The organism is Paenibacillus sp. G2S3 (assembly GCF_030123105.1).
Lineage (GTDB): Bacteria > Bacillota > Bacilli > Paenibacillales > Paenibacillaceae > Paenibacillus_AQ.
The window spans coordinates 123,190-147,761 of the sequence record NZ_CP126095.1; the positions used below are offsets into that span (position 1 = coordinate 123,190).

Consider the following 24,572-nt stretch of genomic DNA (forward strand, 5'->3'; position numbering starts at 1 on the left):
TGAGCTTAGCTAGATCTAATGGATTCTGAGATTGAAATGCTTCTTTGAACTGGATATAGTGTACAATGGGAAAGCGAATAGGCCTTTGATTAAATACAAAAATGTTTAAGTTTTACGATAGACGTTTTTCTTATGCAGAATGCAGAGGCTTGCAGAATGGAGGAACGTGTGATGCCCGAACTACAGTCTGACAAATATGACGTCTCTATTACGCTCGTGAGCCTTCAAGAAGGTCAGCGGAATGTTGTGAAAGCGAATGGAGAGGTAGTATCCAAAGGACCGCATCTATATATTCAATATGAAGAGTTAGAGCAGGGGCCTCGAGGAGAGGAAATTTCTGTTCGTACAACAATAAAGATTGCAGGTAATCAGCTAAAGCTAATCCGCCATGGTGGGATACAGTCAGAACAGAGCTTTCAATCTGGACGGCGTCTGCCGGGATTTTATCGTTCTCCGTACACACAGTTTAATCTTTCTACAGAAACGAACAAGCTGGACGTGGTGCGCGAAGGGCGTTCCCTAACGGTTTCATGGGAATATGATTTGTACGTATACGAGGAATTGTCAGGAAAGTTTGCTATTAGTTTGCATATACAGGAGGAACCGAAATTATGACACAGAGAAAGAATCCGTTGGAGCTTGTGAATGAACGGGTAAAAGAAGCCATCGCCGATGCAATTGTGAATGCAGGAATTGTTGCACCGGAAGAGGTTCCGGATATCGTACTGGAAGTACCAAGAGATAAAGCACATGGTGATTTGGCTACGAACGCTGCTATGCAGCTGACCAAAATCGCAAAACGTAACCCGCGCCAGATTGCTGAGGCCATTATAGAGCATTTGGATACTAGCAGCGCTTCTATTGAAAAAGCTGAGATTGCCGGACCAGGCTTCATTAACTTTACGTTGTCCAAGAATTATTTGTACCCAATTATCAGCCTTGTTGCAGAGCAGGGTGATGATTATGGCCGTATTAACGTCGGTCAAGGTCAGAAGGTTGAAATGGAGTTCGTCAGCGCCAATCCAACGGGCAGCCTTCATTTAGGACATGCTCGTGGGGCTGCTGTTGGCGATGCGCTTTGCAACGTACTCGATTATGCCGGCTATCAGGTGACACGGGAATATTATATTAATGATGCCGGTAACCAAGTGGTCAACCTATGCAAATCTATTGAGACTCGGTACCTGCAGGAGCTGGGTCAAGAAGCAGAAATGCCTGAAGACGGTTACCATGGCGAGGACATTAAGGGATTTGCTAAAGAGCTTGTGGCTGAAAAGGGTGACACACTACTTGAAATGAGCCCAAGTGAACGCGCAGCTTTTTTCCGGACCTATGGACTTAATAAAGAGCTCGATAAAATCAAACGCGATCTGGGACTATTCCGCGTAAACTTCGATATCTGGTTCAGTGAGACTTCGCTGTATGAGAACGGAGAAGTGCTACGCTCGCTAGACGAGCTTCGTGATCGTGGAGAAGTATATGAGCAGGATGGGGCAACCTGGCTGCAAACGACTAAGTATGGCGATGATAAAGACCGCGTTCTGATTAAGAACGATGGCACATATACCTACCTTACACCGGACATTGCTTATCACAGCGATAAGTATGGCCGCGGTTACGATAAAATGATTAACATTTGGGGTGCTGATCACCATGGCTACATTCCACGGATGAAAGCGGCAATGTCCGCACTTGGAAATGATCCTGAGAAGCTAGTGGTTCTGATTGCTCAGATGGTCAGCCTGTTCCAGAATGGTGAAAAGGTTAAAATGTCCAAGCGTACCGGCAAAGCAGTTACGATGGAAGATTTGATGGAGGAAGTAGGAATCGATGCGATTCGTTACTTCTTCACCATGCGTAGCATGGATTCCCATCTTGACTTCGATATGGATTTGGCGATCTCTACTTCTAATGAGAACCCTGTATTCTACGTTCAATATGCGCATGCACGTATCTGCAGTATCTTCCGTCAGGCTGAGGAGCAAGGGATCTCCATTCCTGATTACGCTGAAATTGATTTCTCCAAGCTGACAGCAGTGCATGAATTTGACCTGCTGCGCAAAATTGGTGAGCTCCCAGCAGAAATCGCTGTTGCGGCTGAAGGTTATGCTCCACATCGCCTCATCCGTTATGTGTATGAGCTGGCTGCGATGTTCCACAGTTATTACAAAGCTGAACGTGTAATTACTGAGGATGCTGCTCAAACTGTGGCGCGTCTTGCACTGCTAGGTGCTGCGCGTACCACCATTGCTAATGTCCTGCGTCTTGTCGGTGTTTCTGCACCGGATCGCATGTAATTCAACATCATACGACAAAAAAATCCGCCTTCCGGTTCCCCGGGAGGCGGATTCTATTTTGTGCCGTTCTTCGCACCGGCACAGGCTGCGCTCACGTCAGAGTGACCCACCCGGTGCCCGGGCAGGGTCTACACGTTCGCGGAGACCGCCCGCTTGGCCCTTACTCCTGCTTTCAGCAGGCGTAGGGCACCGGCAGCGCCGCCGCCAAGGGATGCGCGTCGCTGCCCCTTGCGCAGCCGCACTGGGGACGCGGTGCGGCGCAAGAGCAGCTTCAGCTCCCTTGGCGAGAGACCCGGTCGCACCGCGAGCAGCAGTGCAGCGGCTCCCGTCACATGCGAGGTAGCCATGGAGGTGCCGCTCATTTCTTTGTAGCCCTCCTTCAGCCAGCAGGAGGGCACACCTTCGCCGGGGCCATATACATCGATATAAGAACCGCGGTTGCTGAAGCCAGCAACACGATGTCTTTTATCGATGGCGCCCACGGCAATGGTCTCAGGATAACGTGCGGGATAGTCCCCGCCACGTTTGCCATCATTCCCGGAGGAGGCGATGATAGCAATTCCGGCTCGGTACGCTTTTATAACCACATTGTGGAGCGCTTTGCTTCTAGTTTTCATTCCGAAGCTCATATTGATGATATCGATTCTGTTCTGTACGCACCAATCAATACCCAGCACAATATCCGATACATAGGCGGAGCCGCTATGATCAAAAGCCTTGACTGGATATAGCAGTGCCCGTGGTGCTACACCCATCATCCCGCGATTTCCCCCTGCTGCCGCTAAGGTCCCGGCGATATGAGTTCCGTGCCCGTTATCATCCAGCGGCAACATTCCGCGGTGTAGTAGGTTGACCCCAGAGGCTAATGAATGCTTCAGATCGGGATGGCGGTAATCAGCACCTGTGTCGATTACGCCGATTTTGACGTGAACTCCGGTTGATTTGGACCATGCCTGAGGAGCATGAATGGCTTTCACTCCCCAAGGGAGTGTGGCAGTACCGCTCTTTTCATTAGCTATGGAATGGATTTGTATTTGTAGATCCTCTTCAACATTTAGGAGGTCTGCAAATCGACTCATCAGTTTTCCAGCTCCGGCGGCAGGCACAAAGAAGGCCCGAATCAGCGGAGATACCTGCACTTGCCGCAGCTCAGGCTGCTTCGCTTTCAGAGCCTTCCATTGTGTAAATGCTCCGGCATACTGGCGGGGGTCATTGAAGGTAAGAATACGCCGCTCACCATTGTTGGGGGCAACCGATATTTCTTCAAGAAGCATGTGCCAAAATTTGTGATAGTCCATAGGTTTCGCTGTCCCCTCCTCGGTGCCCTGCTGCCATATTGTATGAGTGGAAGAGGGGGTCCGAATGGGAACTTGCCCTTTTTTAACGAAATGGGCTGCCCATCGTGTCAAAAGACGGCGCTTTACATAAAATAGACAGAAGAGATTAACACTCTCTTTGTAACATCACGTAAGGAGCCGATCCTTGGCGTGGATACAGTCATGCGCGGAGGATTTCCTCCGCCTTTTTTAAATTTAGAAGGAAGTATAAGTCACACAGGGTACATATGTTTTGGGTTTATCCTTCTTCAAGATGAAGACAGGTTTCTGGTATGGATAACAGCCTGAAGGCTCTTTCTGTTAGCTGTTGCCGCTTTTGACTTGCAATTTGTTGTCAAATAGGTTTTACTTAGTTTTGTTAATGGATATTATTGAAATAAACCGTAATGTGAACAATGCGTGAGAGGAAGTGTCCTTTAGTGAGTACGCCACTCAATTTAAAGCTAGACCCTGAGAAAGTTAAAGAAATGCCGATGGTGGATTTGGCTTTTCTAGTCCTTAAGGCAGCCAATACACCGTATTATTACCGTGATCTGATGGTCGAGGTAGCCAAGCTGCGCGGCATGACCGATCAACAAAGCCAAGATACTATTGCCCAGTTATATACCGAGATTAACATTGATGGGCGTTTTGCCTGTGTCGGAACCAACCTTTGGGGATTGAAACGCTGGTATCCTCTAGAGCGCTCTGATGATCCGGTTGGTAACACCAAACGCGTGCGTATCATCAACGATGAAGACGATGATTTGGAAGATGACGACTTTGCTGAAGAAGAAGAAAACTACGCTGCTGAAGAAGAGGATTTCGACGCTATCGACGAAGATCGCGACGACCTCTATTCCGACGACGACAGCGAAGAAGAAGTCGACGAAGATGTCGTGATCGATGAAGATGACATAGACGAAGATGACTCAGATGAAGACGATGCAGAAGATGACTCAGATGAAGACGATGCAGAAGCTGACAAGTAAGATAAATAATTTCAAAGAGTCTTGCTGATGGTATAATTCCTCCCTTGACAGTGGGGGAACGTCAGAGTAAACTATTGCATGGGCTTATCATGTAAGTTAATAAACGCGTTTCTTAAAATAAAAAGTGCCCCGGTTCTACGGGTGTCACTTTTTTGTTTTTTTAGATGCAAAGTAGCTGTAGTTTTATGTAATTTGCGGGATGACGCTTTATGTTTTCCCCGGTGAATCAAACTTTTGATTTCCCCTGTTTTGATGATAGTAAAACGGGTTACGATAAACACCATGCGCCGCTTTTATGTCTGGACTTTATTTAGGAGGGTTTTACAGTGACAAAGTATATTTTTGTAACGGGTGGCGTTGTGTCTTCCCTGGGCAAGGGCATTACCGCCGCTTCGCTGGGCAGGCTGCTCAAAAACAGAGGTCTAAAGGTAACGATTCAGAAATTTGATCCGTATCTTAACGTAGACCCTGGAACGATGAGTCCTTATCAGCACGGTGAGGTATTCGTAACCGATGACGGTGCGGAGACTGACCTTGACCTTGGACACTATGAACGGTTTATTGATATTAATCTGTCAAAGAACAACAATGTGACGACAGGTAAGATCTATTCATCCGTAATCAGCAAGGAACGTCGAGGAGAGTATTTGGGCGGAACTGTACAAGTTATCCCACACATTACGAATGAGATCAAAGAACGCGTGTTCCGTGCAGGTCGCGAGACCAACTCTGATGTTGTAATCACAGAGATTGGTGGAACCGTAGGTGATATTGAAAGTCTTCCGTTCCTGGAAGCTATTCGCCAGATCAAGAGTGATATTGGACGTGAAAACGTGATGTATATCCACGTAACCTTGATTCCTTATATCAAGGCTGCTGGAGAAGTGAAGACAAAGCCGACACAACACAGTGTTAAAGAGCTGCGCAGTATCGGTATTCAACCGAATGTCATCGTGTGCCGTACGGAATATGAGCTTTCCGCAGATATGAAAGCGAAGATCGCACTCTTTTGCGATATTGATGCTAATGCTGTTGTGGAATGCCGCGATGCTTCAACGTTGTATGAAGTTCCATTGAATCTTCGTGATGAAGGATTGGACGAGATTGTTGTTAATCATTTGAAGCTTACAACACCTGCACCAGATATGCGTGAATGGGAAAGTATGCTTGAACGGATTCAGAAGCTTGAAAAAACAGTGGAAATTGCGATTGTTGGTAAGTACGTAGCCCTGCATGACGCTTATTTGAGCGTTGTTGAATCACTTTCACACGCAGGCTTTGCTGCTAATGCAGAGGTTAAGATTCGCTGGGTGAATGCAGAGGAAATTACGGATGAGAACGTGGATGAAATGCTGCGTGGTATTGGTGGTATTCTTGTTCCTGGTGGCTTCGGTGATCGGGGAATTGAAGGTAAAATCTCCGCGATTCGTTATGCCCGTGAGAAATTGATACCTTTCTTCGGAATTTGCCTAGGTATGCAAGTTTCCGTAATCGAATATGCTCGCTCTGTTTTAGGTCTACAAGGTGCGAATAGCTCCGAAATTGATCCGAACACACCATATCCACTGATCGATCTGCTTCCTGAGCAGAAGGATATTGAAGATATGGGCGGTACTATGCGTCTTGGTTTGTACCCTTGTAAGATTGCTGAGGGTTCCCTGGCAATGTCTTGTTACGATGATGAACTGGTATACGAGCGTCACCGTCACCGGTATGAGTTCAACAATACCTACCGTGATGAGATTGAAAAAGCAGGTCTGGTTATTTCCGGAACCTCTCCAGATGGCCGTTTAGTTGAGATCGTAGAGCTTCCGGGACATCCTTGGTTCTTGTCGGTTCAATTCCATCCGGAATTTACTTCACGTCCGAACCGTCCACAACCGTTGTTCCGTGATTTCGTCAAAGCTTCTTTGACTCATTCCGAACAGCAATAATTTTGCAAACATAATTGGAACCTAGGGGTTCCAAATCAGCTTGAAGAGCCTCCTATTGGAGGCTCTTTTTTTAAAATATTAAAAAGTATAAGTTGTTCATCTATCCTTTATGTCTAATATTTCTCGCTTAAACGCTTACCGTCCTTATAGGGATGACGAAGGTGTTTATGCCTGTTTGTCCATTTTGAAGAGCTGTGTAAATGACATCACTGTAATTCAGACTCTTTATTTACCCATTTTATCCAATTAGCAGGATTTGAGCAGTGAAGCACGAATAATAGGTTTCGTATGGGTTAGTTTCTGAAGGGGCCGTTAGCTGTGGAGAGCGCGGTATAGTCAATCTGGCTTAATCTCTGGGAGGGTATTATATGGAAAAAAAGAAAGTGTTAATTGTCGATGATCAGAATGGGATTCGGATTCTTCTTATGGAAGTGTTCAATAGCGAAGGATATACGACATTTCAAGCAGCTAACGGAAAATTGGCCTTAGACATTGTTCGCAGCGAGTCTCCTGACTTGGTTCTGCTCGATATGAAAATACCGGGAATGGATGGACTTGAGATTTTGAAGCATCTGAAGGAGCTAAATCCGTCCATTAAGGTCATAATGATGACCGCTTATGGGGAGCTGGATATGATTAAGGAAGCAACCAAGCTGGGCGCATTGATGCATTTCACAAAGCCATTTGACATCGATGAAATGCGAGTAGCGGTCAATATGCATCTTAATAATAAGTCTGTAGATCAATGCAGTTAAATTGATATTTTCTGTATCGATCCTATTTGGTTATGGTGATTATAAACAGGTTGAGTCTAATTGCTATATGGGCTGGATAAAAATCGTCCCACCGGGACATTTTTTTGTTTATCCTATTTAGTATTTGACTCAGGATGTGTTATAATAAGCCTGTATGTGATGTCGGTTTAAAAACATAGCCAGCCAACATTCTTAGGAGGATGAAACCATGCCATTAGTATCTATGACAGACATGTTGAACAAAGCACTTGAAGGAAAATACGCAGTAGGTCAGTACAACATTAACAACTTGGAGTGGACACAAGCTATTCTTGGTGCCGCTGAACAAGAAAAATCACCAGTAATCCTTGGTGTATCCGAAGGCGCAGCACGTCACATGGGCGGCTTCACTACTGTTGTTAAGATGGTAGAAGGTCTAATTATCGATATGAATATCACAGTTCCTGTAGCTATCCACCTTGACCATGGATCTAGCTTTGATAAATGTAAGGCAGCAATTGATGCTGGATTTACATCCGTAATGATCGACGGTTCCCACCACCCAATCGATGAGAACATTGATATGACTAAAAAAGTCGTTGAATATGCTCACGCTAAAGGTGTTTCTGTAGAAGCAGAAGTAGGTACTGTTGGTGGACAAGAAGACGACGTTATCGGCGGCATCATGTATGCTAAGCTGGATGAGTGCGTACGTATTGTCAAAGAAACAGGTATCGACACATTGGCTCCTGCACTAGGTTCCGTTCATGGACCTTACCATGGCGAGCCTAACCTCGGATTTAAAGAAATGGAAGAAATCCGTGACGCTACTAACATCCCAATGGTTCTTCATGGTGGTACAGGTATTCCTGAACATGACATCAAGAAAGCTATCTCCTTGGGTACTTCCAAAATCAACGTAAACACTGAGAACCAAATCGTGTTCGCAAAAGTTGTTCGCGAAGTTTTAGCTGCTAAACCTGATGCTTACGATCCACGTACATTCATCGTACCAGGTCGCGATGCGATCAAAGAAACCGTTATCGGTAAAATCCGCGAGTTTGGATCCAACAACAAAGCCTAATCATTGTTAGCTTCCGCCACAGGTGGACAAGCAATTTGTAAAGGGCAGGGTGTAGCTCTGCCCAGTTGAATAGTTTGATGAGGAAAGCACACCGCTAAGCCGGTGTCTTTCCATTTTCATCACTAAAAGTCCACAGCACGTATTGCCCGCACAGCTGCAATACACGTAGGGGGAAATTGATAAATCTATGGAAAAATTAATGATTGGCGGTGGACGTCCGCTAGAGGGCGTTGTAACCATCAGTGGAGCAAAGAATAGTGCTATTGCACTTATTCCTGCGGCGATTTTGGCCGAATCTGAAGTTGTTCTTGATAATTTACCGTCCCTTAGTGATGTAGCCGTTTACTCCGAAATCTTGCAAGAGCTTGGCGCAAATGTATCTTGGTCAGGCAACCAGATGAAAATTGATCCTTCGCGTATTGTATCTATACCTATGCCTAATGGTCCGGTTAAGAAACTTCGAGCTTCATATTATATGATGGGAGCTCTACTTGGAAGATTCAAAGAAGCGACAATAGGTCTTCCCGGTGGTTGTAATTTCGAACCTCGTCCAATCGATCAGCATATCAAGGGATTTGAGGCACTGGGAGCAACAGTTACCAACGAACATGGTTCTATCCACTTATATGCTAAAGAGCTACGCGGTGCGAAGATTTATTTAGACGTATCAAGCGTAGGTGCCACTATTAACATCATGCTGGCGGCTTCACGTGCCAAAGGCTCCACAATTATTGAAAATGCGGCTAAAGAGCCTGAGATTATAGATGTAGCAACCCTATTGAACTCTATGGGCGCTGTTATTAAAGGCGCTGGTACAGAAACCATCCGAATTGAAGGGGTTTCAGAGATGCACGGTTGCCGTCACTCTATTATTCCCGATCGGATTCAAGCAGGAACTTATATGATTGCCGCTGCGGCTACGCGTGGTAATGTGTTGATAGATAACGTTATTCCTAAGCACTTGGAAGCTTTAACGGCCAAGCTTTTAGAGATGGGCGTTGATATTGAAGAGTTGGATGAGAGTATTCGTGTTATAGGTAGAGCTAAATATGAGCACGCAGATGTCAAAGCGCTGACCTATCCTGGCTTTCCTACAGATTTACAATCTCCCATGACAAGTATGTTGACGCAGGCGGAAGGTGTTAGTGTACTTAGCGATTTCGTCTACAGCAACCGCTTTAAGCATGTGCCAGAATTGGTACGAATGGGCGCGAAAATTCGCGTTGAAGGCCGTTCTGCAATTATTGAGGGTAGTAAGCTTAACGCTGCAAAAGTGAAAGCAACCGATTTACGGGCAGGTGCTGCTCTTGTCATTGCTGGGTTGACGGTAGGGGATGGAATCACCGAGGTGACCGGCGTAGAATATATTGACCGTGGTTATGATAATTTAGTGAGCAACCTTCGACAACTTGGTGCTCATGTTTGGCGTGAGAACGAATAAAATTAGGATATCCCGTTTGGAAGGAGTTTTATTTGCTTATTTACCGCATACATCCTTCCAAATTGGGTATTAATATCCTAATGGGCATTTTAATAGACTCATCATTTTGCCTAGTAGATAGACTAGGGCGAACTCATTTAAAAATTGAATAGGTGGTTATTACATGGATCTTCAAATTTCCGATTTGGAAGAAATGAAGCTGACCGAGTTGTATAAGCTGGCTAAGAAATACCAGATCCCTTATTACGGACAGCTGAAGAAACGGGAACTGATCTTTGCGATCCTTCGGGCACAGGCAGAGCAAAGCGGTCTTATGTTTATGGAAGGCGTACTGGAAATTCTGCCCGAGGGCTATGGATTTCTAAGACCGATTAACTATTTGCCCAGCGCTGAAGATATTTATATCTCAGCCTCACAAATTCGGAAGTTTGATCTCAGAAGCGGAGATCTTGTGTCTGGGAAATGCCGGACGCCGAAAGAAAATGAACGATATTTTGGCCTGCTTCAAGTCAATGCCGTTAATGGGGAGAACCCTGCTAGCGCAGCGGAGCGACTTCATTTTCCAGCATTAACACCACTTTATCCGCAAGACAAGCTACCGCTTGAAACATCCCCTACTCATTTGTCTACCCGAATAATGGATTTGCTCGCTCCTGTAGGTTTGGGGCAGCGGGGTTTGATTGTAGCACCTCCTAAAGCAGGAAAAACGCTCCTCTTGAAAGAAATTGCCAATAGTATTTCCACTAATAATCCTGAGATTGAGCTCTTTGTATTGCTAATAGATGAACGTCCTGAAGAAGTAACTGATATGCAGCGTTCTGTAAAAGGCGAAGTGGTTGCATCGACGTTTGATGAGCTTCCAGAGAATCATATTAAAGTGGCCGAACTTGTGTTGCAAAGGGCTCTTCGTTTAGTTGAGCACAAGAAGGATGTAGTTATTCTTTTAGATAGCATTACGCGTCTGGCACGTGCGTATAACCTTGTGGTTCCCCCGTCTGGGCGCACACTTAGTGGAGGGATTGACCCAGCAGCCTTTCATCGGCCGAAGCGGTTTTTTGGCTCTGCACGGAATGTAGAAGAGGGTGGCTCACTGACTATTCTAGCAACTGCTTTAATTGATACAGGATCACGTATGGATGATATTATTTATGAAGAGTTTAAAGGTACCGGTAATATGGAGCTTCATTTGGATCGTAAATTGGCGGAACGCCGTATATTCCCTGCCATTGATATTCGTCGTTCAGGTACACGTCGTGAAGAAGTGCTCTTGAGTAAAGAAGAGCTCGATACGATCTGGGCGATTCGCAAAAACATGAATGAATCCTACGATTTTGTGGAGGGATTCATTAAAAAGCTGCGTGATACAAAGACTAATGCTGAATTCTTAGCATCATTTGACGTTGCGGGAGCTAAACAATCGCCAAATGGAACTGCAAGTAGCGGAGGAACTTCCAATAGTGGTACGGCTGCTCGGCGCACGACACGGGCGAAGACTTCTTCAGTACCTACAACTTGAGAATTGTTAATAAGAGGAGACTAACATGTATTTGGTATATGCCGACGGGCAAGGAAACGTATATGATCATCCTGAACTGTACGGGCTAGCCCGTAGTGGGGATATGATCGTTGAAATGCTGGAGGAAGAGTTAATTCCGCTGCCTGAGGGTGCTACTCTTGTGGGCTTGCCTAGTACGCGGGCGGTGGGCATGGATCCTGAGACCGGCGAAATGATGTCACTGCCAGATGGCTCACAGGCTGTAGGGGCTCTGTTACCTCAGGGCTATACTCGTCTGTGTCTTCCTGGTTATGTGAAGACAGACAAGTCTTATAAGCTTCCTCTTTTTGGGTATTCGGCTGTAGTGTGGAAGGATGGAGGGTTCTATGTAGCGGCGGACCCAACCGATAATCCGGAGAAATGGAACCCACTGAACTGTGATAAACAGGATCTTGAGGTTAGCGTTGGTGAATTGACTGCCAAATATCCTGATAACCGTCTCTATGAGCATCTTTCTAACTGTGCGCTTGGTTATGAATGCCTGACTTCCTCCAACACCTTCTTAGGGCGTTGGGAGGGCGGTGTACCTGTCTCTTATTCATGTAATGCTGGATGTTTTGGCTGTATTTCTGAGCAACCTGATGATAGTGGTTTTGTGTCTCCGCAGACTCGGATGAATTTCCGGCCAACGGTCAACGAAATTTCACAAGTTATGCTGGAGCACTTGAAGACGCCTGAATCGATTATCAGTTTTGGACAAGGCTGTGAAGGTGAGCCTTCTACGCAGGCAAAACTTATTATAGAAGCAATCCGTGAAGTGCGCTCGATTACTGACATGGGCTACATTAATATCAACACCAATGCTGGTTTAAGCGATCATATTCGTGGAATCGTCGATGCTGGGCTGGATTTGATGCGTGTCAGCACGATTAGTGCTCTAGATGATCATTACAATGCTTATTACAAACCACGTGGCTACACATTGGCTAATGTAGAGAAGTCTTTGAAGTATGCTGCCTCGCAGGGTGTTTACACCTCGATTAACTATCTGATATTCCCTGGAGTAACTGATCGCGAAGAAGAGATTGAGGCGATGGTGGAGTTTGTAAGACGAACGGATCTGAAACTTATTCAGATGCGTAATCTTAATATTGATCCTGAGAGTTATCTGGAGTTAATTCCTCCTGCTAAGGGTGAAATTCTCGGCATGAAGACTATGCTGGAAATTTTCCGGGACGAATTGCCGGATGTTGTTATTGGTTCTTACACGCATGTGCCACCAGCAAATATGGCTCGGGTAAAGCAACGCCAACTCAACATTTAACTGCGTAAATGTACCAAAGAATTACCAATGAAACATATTGATCAATTGAATTTTTCGTGCTAAAATACCACAGTGTAATCATATAACTCTGGGTCCGCATGAGGCTTAGGGCATGAGAGGTGAAATTCAAAATGCAAGCAGCAATTCAACCAAAGTATAACTTAACTAAGGTAACCTGCGCGTGTGGCAACTCTTTCGAAGCTGGCTCTGTTAAACAAGAGCTTCGTGTTGAGATTTGCTCCAACTGCCATCCTTTCTTCACTGGCAAGCAGAAGTTCCTGGATGCCGGCGGTCGCGTTGATAAATTCAAGAAGAAATACGGTATCTAATTGGAATAGTCGCTTAGCGGCTTAATGGTTAGATCGAGCCCCCAGCTTTCTCGCTGAGGGGCTCATTTTATGTCTTAGAGTTGATTTTTGTCCGAGCGTAAGCTATACTTAACTTCGCCGTGCTAGACGGGGAGGTAGCGGTGCCCTGTAACTCGCAATCCGCTGTAGCGAGGTTGAATTCCTGTTAGAGGTGCTATCGATGTGAGGCCTTGGTTCCTACGGGCTGTGTTGACGGTTGGGTCCTCCGCAATGAGTGCTTATGAACCTGGTCAGGTCCGGAAGGAAGCAGCCATAAGTAAGTTTACTCTTGTGCCGGAGGGTGGCCTAGCCCGAGCAGTCATGTAGGGTTGCCGCTTGGATCGTAGTCATCAATAACAGGTGCACGGTTTATAATTCTATTTATAACAGCATCTTTGCCACAAGCAAAGATGCTTTTTGTTTTTGGTCAATAGCCGATGAATATAGTATAATAAATTTGCGACAAATGCCGGGAAAGAGGCAGCCTAAGAGAGGGTAATGCATAGTGGAACATATCGCGCTGTACCGTGCTTGGCGGCCGCAGTCGTTTCAAGACATGGTTGGACAACAGCACATTATCCAAACGCTGCAGAACGCAATTCGTGAACAGCGGGTTTCGCATGCCTATCTGTTCAGTGGTCCGCGGGGAACTGGTAAGACAAGTGCTGCTAAAGTCTTAGCGAAAGCGGTCAATTGTGAACGTGGGCCAGGTCCGGAGCCTTGCAACGAGTGTCCTTCCTGCTTGCGAATCACTGCGGGTAATGTGATGGATGTGCAGGAAATAGACGCGGCATCCAATCGGGGCGTAGAAGAGATTCGCGACCTTCGGGATAAGGTGAAATATGCACCTACCGAGGTGCGCCGTAAAGTGTATATTATTGATGAAGTGCATATGCTGACAACAGAAGCATTTAATGCGCTATTAAAGACGTTGGAAGAACCACCGTCACATGCAATGTTCATCCTTGCGACTACGGAACCTCATAAATTGCCAGCGACGATCATCTCTCGTTGTCAGCGTTTTGACTTCCGCAGAGTAGCTTTGGAAGAGCAGACAGCACATCTAAACGCTATCTGTGAGAAGGAAGGGATTACAGCCGATGTTAACGCATTGCAGTATATTGCCCGTCTTTCTGATGGGGGTATGCGTGATGCAGTGAGTTTGCTGGATCAGATTTCATCTTTTACAGATGGCAAAGTTACGTACGAACAAGTGCTAGGGATGACCGGAGGGATACCCTCTGAGCAATTTGCACGTCTTGCCACTGCTATTTTGGAAGGGGATATGGGTCTTCTTCTGGAGCTTGTTGAGCAGCTTATGCATGAAGGTAAGAGTGCTGATAAATGCCTAGAGAATCTTATGTATTATTTCCGTGATTTATTGATGATTAAGATGGTACCCGGGGCCGATCAACTGACGGAGCGAGTGCTTAATCCTGCCGAGTTTAAAGATATGGCCACTGCATTTTCTAGGGATCGTCTGTTTCAAATCGTAGATACACTTAATAAGTACCTGGGTGAAATGAAGTATGCTACTCATCCGCAGACGTTATTTGAAGTCGCGTTGATGAAGCTTTGTAGCTTGCAGCAAGAGGAAAGTGAGACCGCATCTGTTGCGTCGTTAGGTGCATTGCAGTCTGGATCAGGGGTGAATACTCCTGCAGTCAACTCTGGTGAACTGGATGTGCTCAAGAGACAGATTGCTGCGCTGGAGAAAAAGCTGGAACAGGCGTTGCAGTCCGGCAACATTTCCGGAGGTGGGCGAGATGGCGCCTCTTCTGCGAAATCGAATCCGGCCCCAAGTTCTGCGCCAAGAATCTCCGCAACCTCCAAAATGCCTCCAAATGTAGATAAGTTTATTGCTGGTAAGGATAGTCCTGATTTTGGAGCTATCTACAAACAGTGGAGTCTTGTCTTGCAAGGGGTAAAAGAGGAAAAGGTAACGGTTCACGCGTGGTTTGTAGACGGTGAGCCTGTATCCATAATGGACGACGCGGTGCTTGTTGCATTCAAGAACACGATTCATCGCGATACAACGGAGAAGCCAGCAAACAGACAGGTCATTGAGAATGTGTTTGCAGCACGTCTTGGTAAGCCCTATAGATTGGTGACTATCATGCAGCGCGATTGGAACGAAGCCGCTCAGAAGTCGGTGGGACAGCCTAGCAAAGAAGAATTGCGGCTAGAGCATGAACATGACACTGCGGATGCGAAATCTGAACCTTGGATTGATGAGGCTATCCAGCTTTTTGGAGAAGACCTTGTTGTCATAAAAGAGTAATGTAAGCATACTAGCGCTAATTGCGCATTCCAAAGGAGAGATGATGTATGAATAATATGAACCAAATGATGAAGCAAGTTAAGAAAATGCAGGAGCAAATGCTTAAAGCTCAAGAAGAGCTAGGTGGCAAAGTTATTGAGGGCTCATCTGGTGGCGGTGTAGTTACTGTTCAAGTCAATGGTCACAAAAAGTTGCTTTCTATTCAAATTAAGCCAGAAGCCGTTGATCCGGAAGATGTTGAAATGCTGCAGGATTTAGTGATTACTGCGGTTAATGATGCTTTAACTCAAGCTGAAGAGCTTGCGAACAATGATATGGGTAAATTTACTGGTGGAATGAAGATCCCAGGTTTGTTCTAATCACTCACTCCACTTTCGTCTAAAGGAGAATTATTAATTTGTATTATCCCGAACCGCTAGCCAAGCTGATCGATGCTTTTACGCGTTTGCCCGGGATTGGGCCGAAGACAGCCGCCCGGTTAGCTTTTCATGTGCTTAACATGAAAGAGGATGACGTCATTGATTTTGCTAAAGCGCTAGTAAGCGTCAAACGTAATCTTCATTATTGCTCCGTCTGCTGTAATATTACGGATACGGACCCGTGTAAGATATGTCAGGACAAAACTAGAGATCCTTCAGTAATTTGTGTAATCCAAGACTCCAAGGATTTGGTGGCAATAGAACGAACCAAAGAGTTTAATGGGTATTATCACGTTCTTCAGGGTGCGATTTCTCCTATGGAAGGTATAGGCCCTGATGATATTCGCTTGAAGGAATTATTGACTCGTTTGAGTGATGAAAGAGTAAGTGAGCTTATCATGGCGACCAACCCCAACATTGAGGGTGAGGCAACGGCGATGTATATTTCTCGTCTAGTTCGGCCATTTGAGATTAAAATCACCAGAATAGCCCATGGCTTGCCTGTTGGTGGCGATCTTGAATATGCCGACGAGGTTACCTTGTCCAAAGCGTTGGAAGGCCGTCGTGAGCTATTCTAGTAGCTCTAAAGTTGTGTTTTTCAAAAGGAGGCCCCTTGGGCTTCCTTTTTTTGTTCTAAGTTTGTCCCTATCCCGATATGAATGAGAATAACGAGATGTAATTTTGCATCGAAATTATTCTGAGGAGGAATGGGTAATGGGATGGTGGAGCTCATTGTGGCAGGGAGCAGATGAAGAACAGGGTAGAAAAGATGCGGAAGGCTGGGAAACGTTATTGGAGGTTCGTAAGGCGCAATCTGAGTGGGAGAGAGCGTACCTAATGTTTGATGAGGCATTGGGTCAAGATCAAATTGATTACGCTATTTATATTCTGGAGGCAGCAGAGCGCAAATATCAGATACATCTCAAGCATGCAAAAAGCATGGGGTTAAATAGCAGTCAGATGTAGGTGCTAGTTAAAAGAATATAAGGGGGATCAATATGCTAAGAATGATAGCTATAGGAGTTCTGGTCTTATCGGTTGTGATGCTGAGTTTAATTGTGTTCAGAAAAAAACTTGGCTTTGGATGGCTTAGTTTGTTCGGCGTTCATTTAGTACTAGCTGCGCTTGCGATATATGTAGTGAATTTCTCGGGTTTGATCACACAGGTTCACATTCCCTTGAATCCCGCAACCATAGGCGCAGTAACGGTTCTTGGCCTTCCAGGGGTAATAATGTTAATAGGATTAAGAATTATTTTGTTTTAATGCTTGACGTGGGTTTGAAAAATATGATACATTAAGTCTCGCCCCTTTGGACAAGATGTTGATTAACAACTTGCTGAAACGGTAAGCGAAAAAAAGAAATTAAAAAAACGCTTGACGAAAACAAAGGTGCTGTGATATATTATAAAGGTCGCTGCTGACAAGCAACGATGACAACAAATGAGACATTGATCTTTGAAAACTGAACAACGAGTGAGTAGGAAATCACGAAAGTGAAATCCAAAATAGAGAATTAATTTTCTCGTCAGATGTTTCAAAATGAGCATATCGCTCTTTTCAATACTAATTGGAGAGTTTGATCCTGGCTCAGGACGAACGCTGGCGGCGTGCCTAATACATGCAAGTCGAGCGGAGTTGTTTTGAAAGCTTGCTTTCAAAACAACTTAGCGGCGGACGGGTGAGTAACACGTAGGCAACCTGCCCCTTAGACTGGGATAACTACCGGAAACGGTAGCTAATACCGGATAATTTCTTTTTTCTCCTGAAGGAAGAATGAAAGACGGAGCAATCTGTCACTGAGGGATGGGCCTGCGGCGCATTAGCTAGTTGGTGGGGTAACGGCCCACCAAGGCGACGATGCGTAGCCGACCTGAGAGGGTGAACGGCCACACTGGGACTGAGACACGGCCCAGACTCCTACGGGAGGCAGCAGTAGGGAATCTTCCGCAATGGACGAAAGTCTGACGGAGCAACGCCGCGTGAGTGATGAAGGTTTTCGGATCGTAAAGCTCTGTTGCCAGGGAAGAACGTCCGGTAGAGTAACTGCTATCGGAGTGACGGTACCTGAGAAGAAAGCCCCGGCTAACTACGTGCCAGCAGCCGCGGTAATACGTAGGGGGCAAGCGTTGTCCGGAATTATTGGGCGTAAAGCGCGCGCAGGCGGTCATTTAAGTCTGGTGTTTAAACCTTGGGCTCAACCTAAGGTCGCACTGGAAACTGGGTGACTTGAGTACAGAAGAGGAAAGTGGAATTCCACGTGTAGCGGTGAAATGCGTAGATATGTGGAGGAACACCAGTGGCGAAGGCGACTTTCTGGGCTGTAACTGACGCTGAGGCGCGAAAGCGTGGGGAGCAAACAGGATTAGATACCCTGGTAGTCCACGCCGTAAACGATGAGTGCTAGGTGTTAGGGGTTTCGATACCCTTGGTGCCGAAGTTAACACAGTAAGCACTCCGCCTGGGGAGTACGGTCGCAAGACTGAAACTCAAAGGAATTGACGGGGACCCGCACAAGCAGTGGAGTATGTGGTTTAATTCGAAGCAACGCGAAGAACCTTACCAGGTCTTGACATCCCTCTGAATCTGCTAGAGATAGCAGCGGCCTTCGGGACAGAGGAGACAGGTGGTGCATGGTTGTCGTCAGCTCGTGTCGTGAGATGTTGGGTTAAGTCCCGCAACGAGCGCAACCCTTAACTTTAGTTGCCAGCAAGTCATGTTGGGCACTCTAGAGTGACTGCCGGTGACAAACCGGAGGAAGGTGGGGATGACGTCAAATCATCATGCCCCTTATGACCTGGGCTACACACGTACTACAATGGCCGGTACAACGGGAAGCGAAGCCGCGAGGTGAAGCCAATCCCATCAAAGCCGGTCTCAGTTCGGATTGCAGGCTGCAACTCGCCTGCATGAAGTCGGAATTGCTAGTAATCGCGGATCAGCATGCCGCGGTGAATACGTTCCCGGGTCTTGTACACACCGCCCGTCACACCACGAGAGTTTACAACACCCGAAGTCGGTGGGGTAACCCGCAAGGGAGCCAGCCGCCGAAGGTGGGGTAGATGATTGGGGTGAAGTCGTAACAAGGTAGCCGTATCGGAAGGTGCGGCTGGATCACCTCCTTTCTATGGAGAATCGTTTCCTGCAATGGAAACATTCAAATCGGAAGCTTAGCTTCCACAATAGAACCTTCGGGTTCGAACACTCACTCGTGTTCAGTTTTGAAAGAGCAAGTCTCTTTCGTATGCGTTTGGTGGCGATAGCGGAGGGGTTCCACACGTACCCATCCCGAACACGACCGTTAAGCCCTCCAGCGCCGATGGTACTTGGACCGAAGGGTCCTGGGAGAGTAGGACGTCGCCAAGCGGACAACCATTCATTGGTTGATTCACAATGTTATATATGTTATATGGGCTTTTAGCTCAGTTGGTTAGAGCGCACCTCTGATAAGGGTGAGGTCGGTGGTTCGAGTCCACCAAGGCCCACCATATAACTTTATATCTTTTATGGGGCCATAGCTCAGCTGGGAGAGCGCCTGCCTTGCAAGCAGGAGGTCAGCGGTTCGATCCCGCTTGGCTCCACCATAATTTTAATTCAATACCTTCTTTAAACATTGATCCTTGAAAACTGGATACCGAAACGAATTTGCGTTTTAGAACATCTTTTAGCAACTTGTGTAAACAAGTAAATGTTATTAGTGAGATGATTCCAAGAGAAATGTCATTGTATGATATTTTCCTGCGGAAAAATCAAGGTTAAGCTAATAAGAGCACACGGAGGATGCCTAGGCGCCAGGAGCCGACGAAGGACGTGGCGAACAACGAAACTGCCTCGGGGAGCTGTAAGCAAGCTTTGATCCGGGGGTGTCCGAATGGGGAAACCCAGCTGTGGTAATTCGCAGTTACTCATTTCTGAATACATAGGAAATGTAGAGGCAGACCAGGGGAACTGAAACATCTAAGTACCCTGAGGAAGAGAAAACAATAGTGATTCCGTCAGTAGCGGCGAGCGAACGCGGAACAGCCTAAACCTAAGAGCTTGCTCTTAGGGGTTGTGGGACGTCTCACATGGAGTTACAAAGGAATATGGTAGGCGAAGAGGTCTGGAAAGGCCCGCGATAGAGGTAAAAGCCCTGTAGCCTAAACTGTGTTCTCTCCGAGACGGATCCCGAGTAGTGCGGGGCACGTGAAACCCCGTATGAATCCAGCAGGACCATCTGCTAAGGCTAAATACTACCTGGCGACCGATAGTGAAACAGTACCGTGAGGGAAAGGTGAAAAGCACCCCGGAAGGGGAGTGAAATAGAACCTGAAACCGTGTGCTTACAAAAAGTCAGAGCCCTATCTATGGGTGATGGCGTGCCTTTTGTAGAATGAACCGGCGAGTTACGTTTAACATGCAAGGTTAAGCCGAGAAGGTGGAGCCGCAGCGAAAGCGAGTCTGAATAGGGCGATTTAGTATGTGGACGTAGACCCGAAACCGTGTGATCTACCCCTGTCCAGGGTGAAGGTGCGGTAACACGCACTGGAGGCCCGAACCCACGTACGTTGAAAAGTGCGGGGATGAGGTGGGGGTAGCGGAGAAATTCCAATCGAACTCGGAGATAGCTGGTTCTCCCCGAAATAGCTTTAGGGCTAGCCTCGGTATAAGAGTAGTGGAGGTAGAGCACTGATTGGGTGCGGGGTCCGCAAGGATTACCAAGCTCAGTCAAACTCCGAATGCCATATACTTATTGCCGGGAGTCAGACAGTGAGTGCTAAGATCCATTGTCAAAAGGGAAACAGCCCAGACCATCAGCTAAGGTCCCCAAGTGTGTGTTAAGTGGGAAAGGATGTGGAGTTGCACAGACAACCAGGATGTTGGCTTAGAAGCAGCCACCATTGAAAGAGTGCGTAATAGCTCACTGGTCGAGTGACTCTGCGCCGAAAATGTAACGGGGCTAAACACACCACCGAAGCTATGGCTAGATACGTATGTATCTGGGGTAGGGGAGCGTTGTATGTGGGTTGAAGGTGTACCGTAAGGAGCGCTGGACAGCATACAAGTGAGAATGCCGGTATGAGTAACGAAAAGATCAGTGAGAATCTGATCCGCCGAAAGCCCAAGGTTTCCTGAGGAAGGCTCGTCCGCTCAGGGTAAGTCGGGACCTAAGGCGAGGCCGAAAGGCGTAGTCGAAGGACAACAGTTTGAAATTACTGTACCACCGTAATCCGCTATGAGCGATGGGGTGACGCAGGAGGGTAGTGACGCGGACTGATGGATATGTCCGTCTAAGCAGTGAGGCTGATGTGTAGGCAAATCCGCACATCATTAAGGCTGGGCTGTGATGGGGAGCGAAAATTGTAGTAGCGAAGGTCATGATCTCACACTGCCAAGAAAAGCCTCTAGCCAGGAGAAGGTGCCCGTACCGCAAACCGACACAGGTAGGCGAGAAGAGAATTCTAAGGCGCGCGGAAGAACTCTCGTTAAGGAACTCGGCAAAATGACCCCGTAACTTCGGGAGAAGGGGTGCCCCGGTAGTGTGAATAGCACGAGGGGGCCGCAGTGAAAAGGCCCAAGCGACTGTTTAGCAAAAACACAGGTCTGTGCGAAGCCGCAAGGCGAAGTATACGGGCTGACGCCTGCCCGGTGCTGGAAGGTTAAGGGGAGTGGTTAGGAGCAATCCGAAGCTATGAACCGAAGCCCCAGTAAACGGCGGCCGTAACTATAACGGTCCTAAGGTAGCGAAATTCCTTGTCAGGTAAATTCTGACCCGCACGAATGGCGTAACGACTTGGGCGCTGTCTCAACGAGAGATCCGGTGAAATTTTAATACCTGTGAAGATGCAGGTTACCCGCGACAAGACGGAAAGACCCCATGGAGCTTTACTGCAGCTTGATATTGAATTTGGGTACGATCTGTACAGGATAGGTGGGAGCCGTAGAAATCGGAGCGCAAGCTTCGGTGGAGGCGCCGTTGGGATACCACCCTGATCGTATCTAGGTTCTAACCTAGTACCCTTATCGGGTACGGGGACCGTGTCAGGCGGGCAGTTTGACTGGGGCGGTCGCCTCCTAAAGAGTAACGGAGGCGTTCCAAGGTTCCCTCAGAATGGTTGGAAATCATTCGAAGAGTGCAAAGGCATAAGGGAGCTTGACTGCGAGACCTACAAGTCGAGCAGGGACGAAAGTCGGACTTAGTGATCCGGTGGTACCGCATGGAAGGGCCATCGCTCAACGGATAAAAGCTACCCTGGGGATAACAGGCTTATCTCCCCCAAGAGTCCACATCGACGGGGAGGTTTGGCACCTCGATGTCGGCTCATCGCATCCTGGGGCTGAAGTAGGTCCCAAGGGTTGGGCTGTTCGCCCATTAAAGCGGTACGCGAGCTGGGTTCAGAACGTCGTGAGACAGTTCGGTCCCTATCTGTCGTGGGCGCAGGAAATTTGAGAGGAGCTGTCCTTAGTACGAGAGGACCGGGATGGACGTACCGCTGGTGCACCAGTTGTTTCGCCAGAAGCATGGCTGGGTAGCTACGTACGGACGGGATAAGCGCTGAAAGCATCTAAGCGTGAAGCCCCCCTCAAGATGAGATTTCCCAATTAGTAAGACCCCTTGAAGACGACGAGGTAGATAGGTTGGAGGTGGAAGTGCAGTAATGCATGGAGCTGACCAATACTAATCGGTCGAGGGCTTATCCTATACTTAAAACGCAAATTCAATTCGGATTCAGTTTTCAGGGAGTCAAATTCCTGTTTGGATTGCTGTGGTACTGATATCGTTTGGAGAGATACCCAAGTGGCTATAAGGGGACCCTCTGCTAAGGGGTTAGACTGCGTAAGCGGTGCGTGGGTTCGAATCCCACTCTCTCCGCCATTTTCAATCCATAGCATTTCTAATTATTGTGGCGGTGTAGCTCAGCTGGCTAGAGCGTACGGTTCATACCCGTGAGGTCGGGGGTTCGATCCCCTTCGCCGCTACCATAATACCTGGAGGCTTAGCTCAGCTGGGAGAGCATCTGCCTTACAAGCAGAGGGTCGGGGGTTCGATCCCCTCAGCCTCCACCATTTTCATCTCTTTAAGATTTATTTCACACCGTGCCGGTGTAGCTCAACTGGTAGAGCAACTGACTTGTAATCAGTAGGTTGGGGGTTCAAGTCCTCTCGCCGGCACCATTATTATCAATGCGGAACCGTGGTGTAGTTGGCCTAACATGCCTGCCTGTCACGCAGGAGATCGCGAGTTCGAATCTCGTCGGTTCCGCCATTTTTTTCCACAAGACTAGGGTGGGAAGTTTAATACTACCACTTTATTTTTATGTCAATTTAATATGGCTCGATAGCTCAGTCGGTAGAGCAGAGGACTGAAAATCCTCGTGTCGGCGGTTCGAATCCGTCTCGAGCCACTTTTCCCTGGGGGATTAGCGAAGTGGCCAAACGCATCAGACTGTAAATCTGCTCACGTACGTGTTCGGTGGTTCGAATCCATCATCCCCCACCATTTATGAGCCATTAGCTCAGTTGGTAGAGCACCTGACTTTTAATCAGGGTGTCGAAGGTTCGAGTCCTTCATGGCTCATCCCAAACAGAAAGTCATCACCTTATGGTGGTGGCTTTTTTTGTGTTTTATGGTTGTATTATAGTAGCGCGCTAGTGAAGCGATTAACATAATATAAGAGAATATGCTAAAATAGGCGAAAAGAGCAAAAGTGGTGGAGCATGGTGACTATGGATAGTGAGACATTGCGGAAAAATTTAGAGCAGCTCACCGGAAAGAGAACCGGAATCAAGCAGTTAGGGAGGCAGCATTCAGCTTCTCTTTTTAGCATGGGATTAGAAGCACAGGATCAGTTGGTTATCCATGAGGGTCATCTCTGGGCACCTTTGTATGAGAGTGACGGGCGTATAACCGCTGTTTGGGTAGAAATGGAGGGGCTCACCTCTCTGGAAGTACAACTGGTCAACTATGCAGTTCGAAATTTTGCTATTGCGCTTAAGGCTACAGGGCTTAGAGAAGAAGGTGAAGTGGAGGCACGGCAACTTGGTGCCTGGTTAAACACGGAGCTAGAGCAAGAAAAGAATGATTCTGAAATTCCTGATGAGATGAGCCTAAAAGGGCGTTTGTTCGGTGACATGATTCCATTCCTCCTTAGTAGTGAGATCGCACATAGTCCGCAGATCTCTTATCGTTCACTGATGAAATTGCTACGTAGCTATTTTGAGAACGAAATCCTCCTTATTCCCCTTCAAGAGAAAGAGTGGTTAATTTTAGCTCGTAAGGAGTTGCTTACGGGCGGGGATGATAAGGATGATGAAGAAGAGAGCGTAGATGATCTTTTAGCACAGACAAGTATGGGCTTACATGAGCTGATAGCGAGTGAATGGGTAGGCGTATTCCATTTGGCAGTAGCTCCTCCTATAGTCCCTGTTAAGGGGTTGACGGGATCTGTGGCTTTACTCAGGGAGACGATTGTACTCGGTCGTATTTTTCAAGTAGGAGAGTATATTCATTTACCTTGGGAACTGCATTTGGAACGTTTGGTTAACAGCATTCCTGATGCGCGCCGTAAACAGTTGCTTGGACAAATTGGCGACTATTCCACTGTACTATCAGATAAAGAAACGCTGCTAACTTTGGAGACCTTTTTTGAAATGGACTGTAATGTAAGTGAAACCGCCAAGAAGTTATATATCCATCGTAATACGCTGCTATACCGTCTGGATAAGATAAAACAAGAGACTGGTGCAGATGTAAGAAGCTTTGGGGACGCTGCTATTGTGAAGCTTACTATGCTTTTGTATAAAGTGACGAAAAGGAAATAGGTTTTTTGTGAACCTTACAAATAGCCATAGTGTCCCGACTGGGGTAATATAAATGTACAAGGAAACAGAATTTTTATTTTAATTAATTAATAATTAACTCGAGGGGG

General features: G+C 46.9%; 17 protein-coding genes, 10 tRNA genes, 3 rRNA genes and 1 other RNA gene. 30 read left to right on the forward strand and 1 reads right to left on the reverse strand.

Translation table 11 applies throughout. The features are described 5' to 3' along the window. Nucleotides 1–171: 171 nt before the first annotated feature. Nucleotides 172–615, forward strand: a complete 444-nt coding sequence (locus QNH28_RS00580) for a YwiB family protein (RefSeq protein WP_283909739.1) — start codon at nt 172–174, stop codon at nt 613–615. Further along, nucleotides 612–2,297, forward strand: a complete 1,686-nt coding sequence (gene argS / locus QNH28_RS00585; protein ID WP_283909740.1) for an arginine--tRNA ligase — start codon at nt 612–614, stop codon at nt 2,295–2,297. Before QNH28_RS00580 ends, argS begins: the two co-directional genes overlap by 4 nt. 128 nt (nt 2,298–2,425) lie before the next feature. Here the strand turns inward: argS and QNH28_RS00590 are convergent, their stop codons facing one another. Then, nucleotides 2,426–3,595 (reverse strand): S8 family peptidase, encoded by a 1,170-nt coding sequence (locus QNH28_RS00590; protein WP_283912000.1) that lies wholly within the window; start codon nt 3,593–3,595, stop codon nt 2,426–2,428. A 458-nt stretch (nt 3,596–4,053) separates the two neighbouring features. On the opposite strand from QNH28_RS00590, the gene rpoE reads away from it, so the two are divergent. The 28 genes from rpoE (at nt 4,054) to QNH28_RS00730 (ending at nt 24,465) form a co-directional block, all read left to right on the forward strand. Continuing rightward, nucleotides 4,054–4,605 carry a DNA-directed RNA polymerase subunit delta gene (gene rpoE, locus QNH28_RS00595; protein ID WP_042183972.1) on the forward strand — a complete coding sequence of 184 codons (552 nt, stop codon included), beginning with the start codon at nt 4,054–4,056 and terminating at the stop codon, nt 4,603–4,605. A 326-nt stretch (nt 4,606–4,931) separates the two neighbouring features. Next, the gene (locus QNH28_RS00600; RefSeq protein ID WP_283909741.1) at nt 4,932–6,539 is read left to right on the forward strand and encodes a CTP synthase; all 1,608 of its coding nucleotides are present in this window, start codon (nt 4,932–4,934) and stop codon (nt 6,537–6,539) included. A gap of 368 nt (nt 6,540–6,907) precedes the next feature. Beyond that, nucleotides 6,908–7,294 (forward strand): response regulator, encoded by a 387-nt coding sequence (locus QNH28_RS00605; protein WP_283909742.1) that lies wholly within the window; start codon nt 6,908–6,910, stop codon nt 7,292–7,294. A gap of 208 nt (nt 7,295–7,502) precedes the next feature. Then, nucleotides 7,503–8,357 carry a class II fructose-1,6-bisphosphate aldolase gene (gene fba, locus QNH28_RS00610; protein ID WP_283909743.1) on the forward strand — a complete coding sequence of 285 codons (855 nt, stop codon included), beginning with the start codon at nt 7,503–7,505 and terminating at the stop codon, nt 8,355–8,357. 187 nt (nt 8,358–8,544) lie between these two features. Continuing rightward, nucleotides 8,545–9,798 (forward strand): UDP-N-acetylglucosamine 1-carboxyvinyltransferase, encoded by a 1,254-nt coding sequence (locus QNH28_RS00615; RefSeq protein WP_283909744.1) that lies wholly within the window; start codon nt 8,545–8,547, stop codon nt 9,796–9,798. A 163-nt stretch (nt 9,799–9,961) separates the two neighbouring features. Further along, entirely contained in the window at nt 9,962–11,314 is a 1,353-nt protein-coding gene (gene rho, locus QNH28_RS00620; protein WP_042123234.1) for a transcription termination factor Rho, read from the forward strand. A gap of 25 nt (nt 11,315–11,339) precedes the next feature. Beyond that, nucleotides 11,340–12,617, forward strand: a complete 1,278-nt coding sequence (locus QNH28_RS00625; protein ID WP_283909745.1) for a radical SAM family protein — start codon at nt 11,340–11,342, stop codon at nt 12,615–12,617. Between the two features lie 131 nt (nt 12,618–12,748). Further along, entirely contained in the window at nt 12,749–12,946 is a 198-nt protein-coding gene (rpmE, locus tag QNH28_RS00630) for a 50S ribosomal protein L31 (RefSeq protein ID WP_283909746.1), read from the forward strand. A 117-nt stretch (nt 12,947–13,063) separates the two neighbouring features. Continuing rightward, an RNA gene (gene ffs / locus QNH28_RS00635) (signal recognition particle sRNA large type) lies at nt 13,064–13,332 on the forward strand. A 137-nt stretch (nt 13,333–13,469) separates the two neighbouring features. Further along, complete coding sequence (gene dnaX, locus QNH28_RS00640) at nt 13,470–15,245, forward strand: DNA polymerase III subunit gamma/tau (protein ID WP_283909747.1); 1,776 nt, start codon at nt 13,470–13,472, stop codon at nt 15,243–15,245. A gap of 47 nt (nt 15,246–15,292) precedes the next feature. After that, a complete protein-coding gene (locus QNH28_RS00645) occupies nt 15,293–15,604 on the forward strand; it encodes a YbaB/EbfC family nucleoid-associated protein (RefSeq protein WP_036679924.1) in 312 nt (103 codons plus the stop codon). Nucleotides 15,605–15,642: 38 nt separating this feature from the next. Continuing rightward, nucleotides 15,643–16,242 carry a recombination mediator RecR gene (recR, locus tag QNH28_RS00650; RefSeq protein WP_042123249.1) on the forward strand — a complete coding sequence of 200 codons (600 nt, stop codon included), beginning with the start codon at nt 15,643–15,645 and terminating at the stop codon, nt 16,240–16,242. Nucleotides 16,243–16,378: 136 nt separating this feature from the next. Continuing rightward, nucleotides 16,379–16,630: a DUF2508 family protein gene (locus QNH28_RS00655; RefSeq protein ID WP_283909748.1), complete on the forward strand. Its 252-nt coding sequence runs from the start codon at nt 16,379–16,381 to the stop codon at nt 16,628–16,630. A gap of 41 nt (nt 16,631–16,671) precedes the next feature. Then, on the forward strand, nt 16,672–16,929 hold the full coding sequence (locus QNH28_RS00660) for a pro-sigmaK processing inhibitor BofA family protein (protein ID WP_481858371.1): 258 nt from the start codon (nt 16,672–16,674) through the stop codon (nt 16,927–16,929). A gap of 301 nt (nt 16,930–17,230) precedes the next feature. After that, nucleotides 17,231–18,788, forward strand: a 16S ribosomal RNA gene (locus QNH28_RS00665). 124 nt (nt 18,789–18,912) lie between these two features. Continuing rightward, nucleotides 18,913–19,029: ribosomal RNA gene (rrf, locus tag QNH28_RS00670) — 5S ribosomal RNA — on the forward strand. A gap of 45 nt (nt 19,030–19,074) precedes the next feature. Continuing rightward, nucleotides 19,075–19,151, forward strand: a tRNA-Ile gene (locus QNH28_RS00675). A 20-nt stretch (nt 19,152–19,171) separates the two neighbouring features. Further along, nucleotides 19,172–19,247 (forward strand) — tRNA-Ala (locus tag QNH28_RS00680). Nucleotides 19,248–19,416: 169 nt separating this feature from the next. Next, a 23S ribosomal RNA gene (locus tag QNH28_RS00685) occupies nt 19,417–22,345 on the forward strand. The 16S, 23S and 5S rRNA genes sit together here with 10 tRNA genes alongside, the layout of an rRNA operon. 82 nt (nt 22,346–22,427) lie before the next feature. Further along, nucleotides 22,428–22,519, forward strand: a tRNA-Ser gene (locus QNH28_RS00690). Nucleotides 22,520–22,549: 30 nt separating this feature from the next. Continuing rightward, nucleotides 22,550–22,626: transfer RNA gene (locus tag QNH28_RS00695), tRNA-Met, on the forward strand. 8 nt (nt 22,627–22,634) lie between these two features. After that, nucleotides 22,635–22,710 (forward strand) — tRNA-Val (locus tag QNH28_RS00700). Nucleotides 22,711–22,742: 32 nt separating this feature from the next. Then, nucleotides 22,743–22,818, forward strand: a tRNA-Thr gene (locus tag QNH28_RS00705). A 13-nt stretch (nt 22,819–22,831) separates the two neighbouring features. After that, nucleotides 22,832–22,909 (forward strand) — tRNA-Asp (locus tag QNH28_RS00710). A gap of 66 nt (nt 22,910–22,975) precedes the next feature. Then, nucleotides 22,976–23,048: transfer RNA gene (locus QNH28_RS00715), tRNA-Phe, on the forward strand. 9 nt (nt 23,049–23,057) lie between these two features. Beyond that, nucleotides 23,058–23,143, forward strand: a tRNA-Tyr gene (locus QNH28_RS00720). Nucleotides 23,144–23,148: 5 nt separating this feature from the next. Next, a tRNA-Lys gene (locus QNH28_RS00725) sits at nt 23,149–23,221 on the forward strand. Nucleotides 23,222–23,370: 149 nt separating this feature from the next. Continuing rightward, nucleotides 23,371–24,465 (forward strand): PucR family transcriptional regulator, encoded by a 1,095-nt coding sequence (locus tag QNH28_RS00730; protein WP_283909750.1) that lies wholly within the window; start codon nt 23,371–23,373, stop codon nt 24,463–24,465. Nucleotides 24,466–24,572 lie beyond the last annotated feature (107 nt).

Excerpts from the sequence above, each read along its gene's own strand:
- QNH28_RS00660 (WP_481858371.1), top strand. The coding sequence starts at position 16,672 with ATGATAGCTATAGGAGTTCTGGTCTTATCGGTTGTGATGCTGAGTTTA.
- QNH28_RS00645 (WP_036679924.1), top strand. The coding sequence starts at position 15,293 with ATGAATAATATGAACCAAATGATGAAGCAAGTTAAGAAAATGCAGGAG.
- rpmE (WP_283909746.1), top strand. The coding sequence starts at position 12,749 with ATGCAAGCAGCAATTCAACCAAAGTATAACTTAACTAAGGTAACCTGC.
- fba (WP_283909743.1), top strand. The coding sequence starts at position 7,503 with ATGCCATTAGTATCTATGACAGACATGTTGAACAAAGCACTTGAAGGA.
- rho (WP_042123234.1), top strand. The coding sequence starts at position 9,962 with ATGGATCTTCAAATTTCCGATTTGGAAGAAATGAAGCTGACCGAGTTG.
- argS (WP_283909740.1), top strand. The coding sequence starts at position 612 with ATGACACAGAGAAAGAATCCGTTGGAGCTTGTGAATGAACGGGTAAAA.
- QNH28_RS00605 (WP_283909742.1), top strand. The coding sequence starts at position 6,908 with ATGGAAAAAAAGAAAGTGTTAATTGTCGATGATCAGAATGGGATTCGG.
- QNH28_RS00655 (WP_283909748.1), top strand. The coding sequence starts at position 16,379 with ATGGGATGGTGGAGCTCATTGTGGCAGGGAGCAGATGAAGAACAGGGT.
- QNH28_RS00625 (WP_283909745.1), top strand. The coding sequence starts at position 11,340 with ATGTATTTGGTATATGCCGACGGGCAAGGAAACGTATATGATCATCCT.
- QNH28_RS00580 (WP_283909739.1), top strand. The coding sequence starts at position 172 with ATGCCCGAACTACAGTCTGACAAATATGACGTCTCTATTACGCTCGTG.
- QNH28_RS00730 (WP_283909750.1), top strand. The coding sequence starts at position 23,371 with ATGGATAGTGAGACATTGCGGAAAAATTTAGAGCAGCTCACCGGAAAG.
- QNH28_RS00615 (WP_283909744.1), top strand. The coding sequence starts at position 8,545 with ATGGAAAAATTAATGATTGGCGGTGGACGTCCGCTAGAGGGCGTTGTA.
- QNH28_RS00590 (WP_283912000.1), bottom strand. The coding sequence starts at position 3,595 with ATGGACTATCACAAATTTTGGCACATGCTTCTTGAAGAAATATCGGTT.